General features: G+C 43.9%; 9 protein-coding genes. All 9 read left to right on the top strand.

Features of this window, described 5'->3' with window-relative positions; translation table 11 throughout:
* Nucleotides 1–48 precede the first annotated feature (48 nt).
* A complete protein-coding gene (locus SNE26_RS12955) occupies nucleotides 49–1,953 on the top strand; it encodes a tetratricopeptide repeat-containing sensor histidine kinase (protein WP_321559774.1) in 1,905 nt (634 codons plus the stop codon).
* Between the two features lie 258 nt (nucleotides 1,954–2,211).
* Nucleotides 2,212–3,270 (top strand): fatty acid desaturase, encoded by a 1,059-nt coding sequence (locus SNE26_RS12950; protein WP_321559773.1) that lies wholly within the window; start codon nucleotides 2,212–2,214, stop codon nucleotides 3,268–3,270.
* A 702-nt stretch (nucleotides 3,271–3,972) separates the two neighbouring features.
* Nucleotides 3,973–5,502, top strand: a complete 1,530-nt coding sequence (locus SNE26_RS12945; RefSeq protein WP_321559772.1) for a hypothetical protein — start codon at nucleotides 3,973–3,975, stop codon at nucleotides 5,500–5,502.
* A 16-nt stretch (nucleotides 5,503–5,518) separates the two neighbouring features.
* The gene (locus SNE26_RS12940; protein ID WP_321559771.1) at nucleotides 5,519–6,433 is read left to right on the top strand and encodes a TIM barrel protein; all 915 of its coding nucleotides are present in this window, start codon (nucleotides 5,519–5,521) and stop codon (nucleotides 6,431–6,433) included.
* Between the two features lie 182 nt (nucleotides 6,434–6,615).
* On the top strand, nucleotides 6,616–7,227 hold the full coding sequence (locus SNE26_RS12935) for a gluconate 2-dehydrogenase subunit 3 family protein (RefSeq protein WP_321559770.1): 612 nt from the start codon (nucleotides 6,616–6,618) through the stop codon (nucleotides 7,225–7,227).
* 3 nt (nucleotides 7,228–7,230) lie between these two features.
* Complete coding sequence (locus tag SNE26_RS12930) at nucleotides 7,231–8,949, top strand: GMC family oxidoreductase (protein ID WP_321559769.1); 1,719 nt, start codon at nucleotides 7,231–7,233, stop codon at nucleotides 8,947–8,949.
* Nucleotides 8,950–9,133: 184 nt separating this feature from the next.
* The gene (locus tag SNE26_RS12925; RefSeq protein ID WP_321559768.1) at nucleotides 9,134–10,813 is read left to right on the top strand and encodes a GMC family oxidoreductase; all 1,680 of its coding nucleotides are present in this window, start codon (nucleotides 9,134–9,136) and stop codon (nucleotides 10,811–10,813) included.
* A gap of 36 nt (nucleotides 10,814–10,849) precedes the next feature.
* A complete protein-coding gene (locus tag SNE26_RS12920; protein ID WP_321559767.1) occupies nucleotides 10,850–12,277 on the top strand; it encodes a Gfo/Idh/MocA family oxidoreductase in 1,428 nt (475 codons plus the stop codon).
* 124 nt (nucleotides 12,278–12,401) lie between these two features.
* Complete coding sequence (locus tag SNE26_RS12915; RefSeq protein WP_321559766.1) at nucleotides 12,402–12,968, top strand: gluconate 2-dehydrogenase subunit 3 family protein; 567 nt, start codon at nucleotides 12,402–12,404, stop codon at nucleotides 12,966–12,968.
* The last annotated feature ends 75 nt before the right edge of the window (nucleotides 12,969–13,043 follow it).

The raw sequence follows: 13,043 nt of genomic DNA, 5'->3' as shown, positions 1-13,043 counted from the left end.
TGCCTGTATTAAGTTTATGATTAGATTGCAGTCTGAAACTGTTAGCGAATGACAAGGCCCCTTGGTTTATTATTGCTGTTATTGATGCATAGTGCTATTTATGCGCAAAAAACAAGCGGAACCGGGCCCAAAAAAACGCCGGCATTAATCAAAACTATCGACAGCCTTAACAAACTTGTTGAGGAAACCTATGTTGGTGCCCCCTACGAGGCAAGGATACGGGCCGAACAGGCCTTACTGCTTTCAGAAAAAATAAAATATAATGAAGGTACGGGCTGCGCCTTTTTAAATTTAGGGCATGTGTACTGGTCTCAGTCATATTATCCTATCAGTTTGTTTTATTTTAATTCGGCTTTAAATTATCTGCCCAAAAACAAGCCTTTATTACTTGCCCACTGTTATAGCTCCATGGGCAGGGCTTATACAGATTTGCAAAACTATAGTAAGGCCTTAAAAAATTTAGACATAGCTGCCCGCTTTGCAGGCCATGATCCTAAAATGCTTGCCGAAGTTTATAATGAACGTTCGTTTGTTTACTCCAGGCTTAAACAATATGATAGGGGCATTGCTCTTGCCAAACTTGCCATGCAGCTTAGCCATACCGTAAATGATCAGCCTGCAATATGTATTTTATACAGCCGGCTGGCTAACGCATATCGATTAAAGGGGCAATATAAAGAGGCCATAACTTATTCAGACACAGCCTTGCAAATGAGTTATGTTGTTAATAATAGGCGCCTGCGGGCTATCTCATTTATTGAACGTGCTGCCATTTACAATTCGTTAAACCAGTTTGACAAGGCCATTGACCTTGCAAAAAAAGGCGCGGCTTTATCCGATAGCATTGGGGTTATGGATGGCATCTCGTCGGCTTATAAAACCATGGCCCGCAGCTTTGAGCAAAAGCATGATATGGTTCAGTCGTTAGCCTATCAAAAAAAATACACCCAGGTACTTGATAGCCTTAGCGCTGCTAATAAACGTAAAAGTACCGAGCTGATACAAAGTTATTTTGAACTTAACAGCCGCCTTAACGCTATTGCTGCTGTTGAGCAAAAGGCCGGACAATACCGCGAAAAAATTCATTTGCAAAAGGCTATAATTATTACACTGCTTATTTCATTGCTGGTTGTAATATTGGCTTTGTCGGTTACCTATTACCTTTATAAACAAAAACGGGTTTTAAATAACCGGATGCGTAAGCAGCATAAAGCCTTATTGATTCAGAAAGAACTGATAGAAGAGCAGTCGGTAAACCTGGCGGGCATCAATAGCCTTAAAGATAAGTTACTGGCTGTGATAGGGCATGATCTGCGTACACCGCTTGCTAATCTGAATTCTATATTACGCCTGTATAATACAGGTGTTTTAACTGATGCAGAAGTGCAAGGCCTGATGAAGGAGATTGAACCTGTAGTACAGGGTGCCGAATTAACGCTTTCAAACCTGCTTGAATGGGCAGGCAGCCAGATTAAAGGAATCAATCATGAGCCATCGGCGGTCGACATTCATTTAATTGGCATTGAAATCGGGAGGATCTTTAGTTACCTTTTTCAGCAGAAAAATATCAGGTTTGAAAACATGGCTTTGCCGGGGATGTGCGTGCAAGCCGATGAAAGGCATATAAAAGTGGTTTTAAGTAACCTGGTTAGTAATGCTATTAAGTTTACAGGTAATTATGGTATTGTTAGTTTACTAAGCACCGTTGATGGAGGCATGGCGGTGATCAGTGTTAATGATACAGGTAACGGTATTCCTGCAGAAAAACTTGAGCGGTTATTCAGCCTTAATACAAAATATACAGCAACGGGTACCTCCGGTGAGAAAGGGACCGGCATTGGTTTGTTTTTGTGCAAGGAGCTTATTGAGTTTAATGACGGCAGGCTTTGGGTAAATTCTGAAGTAAACAGGGGCAGCACCTTCAGTTTTAGTCTTCCTTTGGTAACCGATTAGCCCTCCCTCAAAAACTATTCCTATTTAAAATTCACTGTTTTTTGTGGTTGATAATTACTATTAAGTAATATGTAGTGGATATTGCCTTTTATAATTTCCTATAAAGAAATTTAATTATTTTGAAAAAGTTTTAATCATTTGTGGGGTAATTTAAATCTATTTATCCCGTTGTTACGTATAAGCAATAAGTACTTTTTACTATATTGTGACAAAATAGACAGATATTCCCACTCTTTAAACTAATCTCCCCAAAACTTAATGGCATTTTTAAACACTGTGCTCGAACCACCTGCATATGGTTGGACAGATGAACTTGGCAACCTCTCAAAACCCACAAACAAACAAATTGTAAAAGAATTTTTTAAACGGCTTAACGTATTTAGCGATAAAAAGAACTGGCTTTCGTTTTTAAGCTGGTCGCTTGTGCTGGCTTTGGTGCCGTTTTTAGGTCTGTTCATTTTTAAATATTTCAGCATTACAGGCCTTATTGTTGCCTTTGTTTACAGCATGATCATTATGGGTACTCACGGCACCATTTGGCATCACAGGTATTGCACACATGGCGCTTATAGCTTTAAAAATAACTTTTGGCGATTTTTTACCCAAAACCTTACGCTTAAAATCATTCCCGAAGAGATCTATGCGGTATCGCACCACGTACACCATGCTTTATCTGATCAGCCCGGCGACCCGTATAATGCCCAGGGCGGTTTCATGTATTGCTTTTTAGCCGATGTTAACCATCAGCCTATAGCCCGCAATATGGACGAGGCTTCTTACAAAAAATGTGTTAACCTCATGAAACATACAGGGGTAACTACCAATACTTACAAACAATATCAAAAGTGGGGCACCCTTGCCAATCCAGCACGTACCATAGTTGGGATCATCCTTAACTGGGGGTTTTGGTTTGCTGCTTTCTATCTGTTAGGCGGACCGGCCCTTGCCTGCGCGGTATTTGGTTCGGCGGGGATCTGGGCCGTTGGTGTTCGCACGTTTAATTACGAAGGTCATGGCAAAGGGAAAGATATGCGCCGCGATGGCATCGACCATAACCGCGAAGATATGTCGATCAATCAGTTATGGCCGGGTTACGTTGCCGGCGAATGGCATAATAATCATCATTTGTACCCAAAAAGCGCCCGTTCGGGCTTTAAACCATACCAGTTTGACCTGGCCTGGTGCTATATTAAAATGATGAGTATGCTGGGAGCTGTAAGCTCATATCGCGACTCGAAGGCTGATTTTTTGAAGGAATATTGTACGCCTGTCCCTGTAGTTGTGCCGGTTGCAGAAATACTGGTGGCGGCGGAGTAACCTGTTTTATAATATTATACATAGAAGCCACAGTGGGTAACCGTTGTGGCTTTTTTGTTTTTGCTTTGCTGTTGCTGGTGACAACGGCAAAGTTTTTTAATTCCCTCCCGAGGGAGCTACTGTGTGTACACATTTTTTAAATAAAAGAAGATGTCATTTCGATTGAGCAGGGGCGGGCTAAGAGTGGGACGAAAGAGAAATCTTCTACATCAGGCTCTACAATCATAGTTATAAAAGCAGGGCGTAGAAGATTTCTCCTCACCCCCCTGCGCGCGAATTCTCCCACCAGGTTCGTTCGGAAATGACAATTTTTTCAATTATTGATAGAATTTAAAAGATGTGTACACACAGTAGCCCTTGGGAGGGGAGCGGTCGGAATACGTGATGGCAGGGAGGGGTCTATACGCCATTTCAAGCGAATAAGCCTATCGATGAAACCCCTCCCTGCACCCTCCCAGGGGCGCGAATCGCGCAACCCCGCGCTTTTTTATTTCTTCCGAACACTTATGTTAACAACACCAGTATCAGCCCAACAAGCTATAATGTTCTTTTAAAAGCCCAGGGTGTTAAAATTACACTTTGTAAAAATCTGGCTATATTTAAAAAATCAGCAGAAATGTTAAAATAGTACTATCTTAATTGCAAATTGATTATATACCTTTAGTGAACCGATTATAGTGCACACTAAACGCCTAAAAACCAATGCGCAGTAAAATATTTAGTTTTGTTTTATGCCTGGCTTACCTTGTTTTGTTAATTCCGAAAGCAAATGCGCAAGGTCCCGGGATCTTTGACGGGCAAACCGATGTGGGTACAGTCAAGCATCAGGGAAGCGGCGTATACGACGCCAAATTACAGCAATATACCCTAACCGGTTCGGGCCAAAATATCTGGGCTACACGCGATGATTTTCATTTTGTGTGGAAGAAAATGAAAGGTGATTTCATTCTTCGCACCAACGCTGCTTTTATAGGTAAAGGTGTCGAAGAGCATCGCAAGGTTGGGCTAATGGTTCGTACTACGCTCGATTCAAATTCAAAACATATCAATGCTGTTGTTCATGGCGATGGCTTAACCTCGCTGCAATACCGTAAAACGGTAAGCGGCATCACTGAAGAAAAGAAAGCATCCATTACCGCTGCCGATGTGATCCAGCTGGAACGTAAAGGCAATACCTACACCATGTCGGTAGCCCGCAAAGGCGATTTGTTTGTGAGCGAGGAAGTTACCGGTCTTGACCTGGGCGATGATGTATATGTAGGCATCTTTATTTGCTCGCACAATGCAGATGTTACTGAAAAAGCAGTATTCAACAATACACGTATCGTTACTCCGGCCCCGCCAACTCTTGTACCGTATAAGCAATATTTAGGCAGCGCTATTGAACTGCTCGACCTGGAAAGTCAGAATGCAACAGTGGTTTATCAGTCGCCAAAGTCACTTCAGGCCCCAAACTGGACGCTCGATGGCAAGTCACTCATTTATAACAGCGAAGGTTCACTCTATAAATTCGATCTTAAATCGCATACACCAAAGGCATTGAATACAGGCATCGCTAAAAACAACAATAATGATCATGTGCTTTCGTTTGATGGCAAAATGCTGGCTGTCAGCAGCGGCGATGGCGGGCCTTCTATTGGTTACACTGTGTCATCGGCTGGCGGCGAAGCTACCCGGGTTACACAAACAGGCCATGGGGCAAGTTATATGCATGGGTGGTCGCCCGATAATAAGTACCTTGTTTTTTGTGGTGAGCGCAATAAGGAATTTGATGTGTACCGGATCCCGGCAGGCGGCGGGCCTGAAGAAAGGCTTACTACAACGCCCGGTTTAGATGATGGCCCTGAATATTCGCCCGATGGCAAATACATTTACTTTAACTCGGTACGCAGCGGCCTGATGCAGATCTGGCGCATGAAAACCGACGGCAGCGAACAAACCCAGCTTACCAATGACGATTACAATAACTGGTTCCCGCATATTTCGCCCGATGGTAAATGGATAGTATACATCACCTTCCTCAAAAGCGAAGTATCCCCCGGCGACCATCCTTTTTATAAACATGTATATTTAAGGCTGATGCCGGTTGGCGGCGGCCCGTCAAAAGTGGTGGCTTATTTATACGGAGGTCAGGGTACTATCAACACTCCTTCATGGGCACCGGATAGTAAGCACCTGGCATTTGTAAGTAATTCTGATTTATTGTTTCCTGTATTTCCTATAGCAAAATAACCTTAAACGTATAAACATGTATACATCACGCAGATCATTTTTAAAAACCGGCGCAATTGCAGTTGCCGGGGCGGCACTACTTCCTGATAGTTTATTTGCCGCTACGGATAATAAACTTAAACGGGTAGGGGTGCAGCTTTACAGCGTACGCGACGCCATGAAGGCCGATCCGCAGGGAACGCTTAAAAAGATTGCTGATGCGGGTTACGCGCATGTAGAGCATGCTAATTACATCGACAGGAAATTTTACGGTTATACCGCCAAAGAATTTAAAAAGATCCTGGCCGACCTTGACCTTAAAATGCCAAGCGGCCATACGGTAATGACGCCACAGCACTGGGATGCAGCCAAAAATGATTTTACCGATGCGTGGAAATATACCGTTGAAGACGCAGCCACCATGGGGCAAAAGTTTGTGATAAGCCCATGGCTGGATGAAAAGGTACGTACAGATACCGATGCCCTGAAACGCACTATGGAACAGTTTAATAAATGCGGTGAGCTTTGCAAGCAATCATCAATGATGTTTGGTTATCATAACCACAATTTTGAGATCAGTACCAAAGTGGGCGATATCACCCTTTATGATTATATCATCCAAAATACCGATCCGGCCCTGGTGGCCCAGCAGATTGATATTGGTAATATGTTGACTACAGGCGGTTATGCGTTGGCGTTTATTAATAAATACCCGGGGCGTTTTCAGTCCATGCACGTGAAAGACGAAATTAAAGTACCGCCCCATAATGGCGATGACACCGAAAGTACCATTTTAGGAGCAGGAATAATGCCGGTTAGAGATATTGTTAAAGCCGGTGCCAAAAAAGGCGGTACCACGCTGTTCATTATCGAGCAGGAAGCATACCAGGGCAAAGACCCAATCGATTGTGTAAAAATTGATTTACAAATCATGAAAAAATGGGGCTATTAATAGTATAAAGCTAACTTACACCCCGTGAAGATTTAATTTTTACAGCCTTTGATTTTGAATTGTAATTATTAAGTTTGGGAACACGTTATAAATCATATTAAGCCTTTTCTCTTACCTGTTCAATAAGCTAAAAGTTTGGTGAGCAGATAAATGGGCTTCGCTAAAACAATTTAGTTTAAACAATGGACCGGCGTACCGTCATTAAAAACCTGGCTTTGATAATAGGAGGGGCTGCATTGCTCCCGGCCTGTTCGCAGGATAAAGCAAAATCAAAAGTTGCACTCAAGAATATCGATATCAGTGCCGACCAGGAGCAGTTGATAGGTAATATTTCAGAAACTGTCATCCCTAAAACAACAACGCCCGGGGCTAAAGACCTGATGCTGCATTTATTTGTACTGAAGATGATAGATGACTGCTACAGAAAGCAGGAGCAGGAAGCTTTTGTAACAGGGATCGGCCAGTTTAACGATGTTGTTTTGAAACAATACGGTAAAACGTTTAATCAGCTTGATGCTAAAACCCGTGAGGCATTTTTACTTGACATAGAAAAAGAAGCTAAGATATACAGTGAAAAAACTTCGGCTACAGGCAGTAAAAAAATTCCGACCGGTGCATCGTCAGTAATAAGTAAGTATCCCGGCGAGTTGCAGGCTTTTTACTTCACCGTAAAAAATCAAACCATTAACGGTTACACCAATTCAAAATATTTTATGACCAACATAGTGGTTTATGAGCTTGTGCCGGGCAGGTATAATGCGCGTTTTCCTTATAAACAAAAGCAAGCAGTATAAGTAATGGCTAATTTAAATATCGACAGCGTTAAGGAACGCACTTTTGATGCGATAGTAATTGGCTCGGGTATGAGCGGGGGATGGGCTGCTAAAGAGTTTACCGATAAAGGGCTAAAAACGCTGATATTGGAGCGCGGCCGCGATGTGAAGCACATCAAGGATTACCCTACCACTAATATGTATCCCTGGGAGTTTGAACACCGGGGGCAGTTGCCTGCAGCTATACAAGACGCTAATCCTATTGTAAACCGTTGCTATGCTTTTGGCGAAAGTGCTGCACATTTTTTTGTTAAAGATGCCGAGCACCCTTACATACAGGATAAACCGTTCGATTGGATCCGCGGATACCAGGTTGGCGGTAAATCCCTGCTTTGGGCACGCCAAACCCAGCGCTGGAGCGATTTTGATTTTGAAGGCCCCGCCCGGGATGGTTTCGCGGTGGACTGGCCTATTCGTTATAAAGATATTGCGCCCTGGTATAGCTATGTAGAGAAGTTTGCAGGCATCTCCGGAAACCGTGATGGTATAGCCGAATTGCCGGATGGCGAGTTTCTGCCCGCATTTCCTTTAAATACTGTTGAAGAATATTTTAGAGATCACGTAAAAAGTAAATATAAAAACCGCCACGTGATCAGCGCGCGTTGTGCACATTTATCAACCCCCAACCAGATCCATCTGGATCAGGGCAGGGTACAATGTCAGAGGCGCACTATATGCGAGCGTGGCTGTCCGTTCGGAGGATATTTTAGTGCTAACGCCACTACAATTCCATGGGCTTTAAAATCCGGCCACGCAACGTTAAGGCCGTTTTCGGTAGTAGAATCTATTATATATGATGATAAGCTGGGCAAAGCTACCGGGGTGCGGGTTATTGATACCAATACCAAAGAAGCTATCGACTATTACGCCAAAGTAATATTCGTCAATGCCGCGGCGTTAAATACTAACCTGATATTGCTTAATTCTAAATCGCACCGTTTCCCTAATGGTTTGGGCAATGATAGTGGCGTGCTGGGTAAATATGTAGCCTTTCATAATTATTCGGCCCATATCGGAGCCGAGTATGATGGCGCTAAAGAATGGACAACAGATGGGCGCAATCCTGCCGGTGGGGGCTATATCCCAAGGTTCAGGAACGTATATAAACAGGAAACCGACTTTTTACGCGGCTATGCGTCGGGTTTTAGTGCATACCGTTTCCCGCAGCGCAGCTGGGATGGAGTAGGCGGCAGTCTTAAAGAGAATCTCGCCAATAAAGAACTTGGCCCATGGCATGTAGGGTCGCATATGATGGGCGAAACCATCCCGAAGGAAAGCAATTTTGTAAGCCTTGATGACAAGCAAAAAGATGCCTGGGGCGTACCATTATTAAAGATGAACATTGATTACGACGATAACGATGAAAAGATGAAGAAGGATTATGTGGAGCAGTTAACCGAGATGTTTACCAGTGCAGGCTTTACTAATATTAAAGCCGGTACCGATAAACGCGCCCCCGGTTTGGATATCCATGAAATGGGCGGCGCCCGCATGGGGAATGATCCTAAAACATCGATATTGAACAAATGGAACCAGGTACACAGCGTTAAAAACGTATTTGTTACCGACGGCGCCAGCATGACATCAACCTCATGCCAAAATCCGTCACTAACCTATATGGCCTTTACCGCCCGCGCTGCCGATTATGCCATGAGCGAGATGAAAAAGGGGAACCTCTCCTAAATCCTCTCCAAAGGAGAGGACTTAAAAAGGGGGTGCATAAAAGCAGCTCCCTCTCCTTTGGAGAGGGCTGGGGTGAGGTCTTCGTGTAAAAAAAACACAATGTAATATTTGGAAAATGAATTTTATTCATACATTTAACGAGATAACCAAGTAATAAACAAATTAAACTAATCATATTATTCGTATGTCTGCAAACACTTATGACGCAATAGTCATTGGCTCAGGAATTTCAGGCGGGTGGGCTGCCAAGGAACTAACACAAAAGGGTTTGAAAACCATCATGCTTGAGCGTGGCCGTAATATCGAGCACATTAAAGATTACGTAAACGCAACTAAAGACCCATGGGAATTTCCGCACAGAGGCGGCCGTACCCAGAAAATGATTGATGATTACCCGGTTCTTAAACGCGACTATCCTTTAAATGAAACCAACCTCGACTACTGGGCAAGTGATAAAGATAGTCCTTATACAGAAATTAAACGTTTCGACTGGTTCCGTGGTTATCACGTAGGCGGCCGCTCACTGATGTGGGGGCGCCAATCGTACCGCTGGGCTGATGTTGATTTTGAAGCCAACCTGAAAGATGGCATCGCTGTTGACTGGCCTATCCGTTACAAAGACATTGCTCCATGGTACAGCTATGCAGAGCAGTTTGCCGGGATCTCTGGTAATAAAGATGGTTTACCTATCCTTCCTGATGGCGATTTTATGCCGCCTATGGAAATGAACGTGGTAGAAAAAGACGTTGCAAAACGCCTTAAAGAATATTATAAAGAAGCACGCCATATGATCATTGGCCGTACCGCCAACATCACTGTGCCGCATAATAACCGTACCAACTGTCAGTACCGTAACAAATGCTGGTTAGGCTGTCCGTTCGGCGCTTACTTCAGTACCCAATCGGCTACATTGCCTGCAGCTATGGCTACCGGTAATTTAACCGTACGCCCGTGGTCTATTGTTACCAAAATATTGTACGATAAGGATACTAAAAAAGCCAAAGGCGTTGAGGTATTGGATGCTGAAACCAACAAAACATACGAATACTTTGCAAAGATCGTATTTGTAAATGCTTCAACCATTAACTCGGCCTGGATCCTGATGAACTCAGCAACCGACGTTTGGGAAGGCGGCCTGGGCAGCAGCAGCGGCGAACTTGGCCACAACCTGATGGACCACCACCTTAATGTTAGTGCTTATGGCAGGATTGAAGGCTATGAGGATAAATATTATTTCGGTCGCCGTGCAAATGGCTTCTATATCCCGCGCTATCGTAACCTTAACGGCGAAAAGCGTGATTACATCCGCGGTTTCGGTTACCAGGGTTCGGCAAGCCGCGAAGGCTGGAGCCGTGACATTGCCGAACTGAACATAGGCGGTGCATTTAAGGATGCATTGACTGAGCCGGGTTCATGGCATGTAGGTATGGGCGCTTTTGGCGAAACATTGCCTTACCACGATAACAAGGTTACCATCGACAAAACCAAAAAAGATAAATGGGGCTTGCCTGTTGTTGCCATTGATGCCGAATTAAAAGCAAATGAGCTGAAAATGCGTATCGATATGGAAAGGGACGGTAAGGAAATGCTGGAAGCAATTGGCGCTAAAGATGTGCAAACTGCCAGTACTAATCCGTTCCTTGGCCGTGGCATCCATGAAATGGGTACTGCACGTATGGGCCGCGATCCAAAAACTTCAGTATTGAACCAGTGGAACCAGGTTTGGGACGCCAAGAACGTATTTGTTACCGATGGCTCATGTATGACATCGGCAGCATGCCAAAACCCGTCACTTACTTATATGGCGCTAACCGCCCGTGCTGCCAACTATGCAGTTGACGCGCTTAAAAAGGGAGAAATTTAACCAGCATCACATAAAAACAACCTAATAAAAACACCTATGACTGAAGAAAAGGACAAAACCCCAAACCCGTCAAGACGGCAATTTATTAAAAGCAGCGCCATAGCGGCCGCTGGTTTTATGATAGTTCCGCGCCATGTTTTGGGCGGTAAAGGTTTTATAGCTCCAAGCGATAAGTTATTGATTGCCGGCGTAGGTGCCGGTGGTAAAGGGCAAAGCGATATTGCTAATTTTTACAAAAGCGGTAAAGCCGAGATCGCCTTCCTGTGCGATGTTGACGACCGCAGATCGGCAAGATCACGCAGCGATTTTCCTAAGGCAAAGTATTATAAAGACTGGCGCGAGATGTTTGACAAAGAACACAAACATTTTGATGCGGTATCGGTTTCAACGCCCGATCATAACCACGCCATTATTACCTATAATGCTATGCAGCTGAATAAACACGTATATGTTCAGAAACCGCTGACGCATGATATTTGGGAAGCCCGTATGTTAACTGAGGCTGCCAAAAAATATAAAGTGGTTACACAAATGGGTAACCAGGGTGCATCAAACGATGGTACCCGTTTGCTTTCAGAATGGTATGATGCCGACCTGATTGGCGATGTGCACACCGTTTACTGCTGGACAAACCGCCCCGTTTGGCCGCAAGGTATTGCATGGCCGCCACCACAGCAAAATATCCCTAAAGAATTGGATTGGGACCTGTGGTTAGGTACTGCGCCTAAAAAAGATTATGTTGATAAACTGGTACCATTCAACTGGCGTGGCTGGTGGGATTACGGTACCGGCGCCCTTGGCGATATGGGCTGCCACCTTGTTGAAGCGCCTTTCCGCGTGTTGGGTATCCAGTATGCTAAGGATGTGCAGGCCAGTGTTGGCAGTGTTTATGTAGATGAGTTTAAGGAAGGCCACTTCCCTGAAAGCTGTCCTCCGTCAAGCCACATTACCTTAACATTCCCTAAAACTGAAAAAACTAAAGGCGATGTTACCCTGCACTGGATGGACGGTGGTATCCAGCCCGAAAGGCCTATTGAATTACTGGCAAGCGAAAATTTCGGTGGCGAAGAAGGCAACGGTACTTTGTTCATCGGTACCAAGGGAAAAATGTACGCAAGTACTTATTCTGATGCGCCTACTTTATTGCCAAAATCATTAACCAAAGACGCGAAAGCTCCTCAAAAATGGGCACGTGTACAGGGTGGTGCAAACGGGCACTACGCGCAATGGGTTGAAGGCTGTATTGCCGGTTACGGTAAAACAGAGTTAAGCTCATCGTTTGACAAAGCCGGTCCGCTTACTGAAGCATTGCTGATGGCTAACCTTGCGGTACGCGGTCATGAGTTGCAAGGCGGCAGGGTAAAATTGGTATGGGATAACCAGGCCATGAAGGTTACCAACTTTGATGCCGTTAACCAATATATTAAACGCGATTACCGCGAAGGTTTCGTGTTGAAAGCGTAGCTTTTTAAATTATTGAATTATTGAGTTAGCGAATTATTGATTTAATTGCTAACTCATAATTCATCAATAATTGGAAAATCAAATAACTCGATAATTCAATAATTCAGTAAATCAATAATTAAACATGAATAGAAGAGAAGCGATAGGCAGGGTAGGTTTGATCCTTGGCGGTACCATCATCGGCGCCGAGTTCTTCATCTCCGGATGTAAATCATCTTCGCCAAAAGTAAACGACCTTTTTACACAGGATGATGTGGCCCTGATGGATGAAATTGGTGAAACCATTTTACCCGCAACTTCAACCCCGGGTGCTAAAGCTGCCGAAATTGGTAAATTTATGACGGTAATGGTACAGGATTGCTACAAGGCCGACGATCAGAAAATTTTCACCAAAGGCCTTAAAGACCTTAATGATGCAAGCGACAAGAAATTTGGTAAAAAGTTCATGGAGGCTACTCCCGAGCAACGTACCGAACTGTTAACCGAGCTTGACAAAGAACAAAAAGCATATACCAAAACAAAAAAACCGGAAGATCCTAACCATTACTTCAGGATGTTGAAAGAATTAACCCTGCTGGGTTTCTTCACTTCAAAGCCGGGTGCCACACAGGCATTGCGTTATATAGCCGTTCCTGGTAAATATGACGGTAACCTGCCATACAAAAAAGGTGATAAAGCCTGGGCAACCTAAAAAATTGCAATATCAATTGATTATACCTTTGGTTTTTACAAAATTTGAATTGCCATCAAAAACAGCATTATGTAA

The sequence above is a fragment of the Mucilaginibacter sp. cycad4 genome, from assembly GCF_034263275.1.
Lineage (GTDB): Bacteria > Bacteroidota > Bacteroidia > Sphingobacteriales > Sphingobacteriaceae > Mucilaginibacter.
The sequence above is the reverse complement of the archived record's forward strand: the minus strand, read 5'-3'. Positions and strand labels throughout refer to the sequence as shown.

Excerpts from the sequence above, each read along its gene's own strand:
- SNE26_RS12945 (WP_321559772.1), top strand. The coding sequence starts at position 3,973 with ATGCGCAGTAAAATATTTAGTTTTGTTTTATGCCTGGCTTACCTTGTT.
- SNE26_RS12920 (WP_321559767.1), top strand. The coding sequence starts at position 10,850 with ATGACTGAAGAAAAGGACAAAACCCCAAACCCGTCAAGACGGCAATTT.
- SNE26_RS12950 (WP_321559773.1), top strand. The coding sequence starts at position 2,212 with ATGGCATTTTTAAACACTGTGCTCGAACCACCTGCATATGGTTGGACA.
- SNE26_RS12930 (WP_321559769.1), top strand. The coding sequence starts at position 7,231 with ATGGCTAATTTAAATATCGACAGCGTTAAGGAACGCACTTTTGATGCG.
- SNE26_RS12925 (WP_321559768.1), top strand. The coding sequence starts at position 9,134 with ATGTCTGCAAACACTTATGACGCAATAGTCATTGGCTCAGGAATTTCA.
- SNE26_RS12940 (WP_321559771.1), top strand. The coding sequence starts at position 5,519 with ATGTATACATCACGCAGATCATTTTTAAAAACCGGCGCAATTGCAGTT.
- SNE26_RS12955 (WP_321559774.1), top strand. The coding sequence starts at position 49 with ATGACAAGGCCCCTTGGTTTATTATTGCTGTTATTGATGCATAGTGCT.
- SNE26_RS12915 (WP_321559766.1), top strand. The coding sequence starts at position 12,402 with ATGAATAGAAGAGAAGCGATAGGCAGGGTAGGTTTGATCCTTGGCGGT.
- SNE26_RS12935 (WP_321559770.1), top strand. The coding sequence starts at position 6,616 with ATGGACCGGCGTACCGTCATTAAAAACCTGGCTTTGATAATAGGAGGG.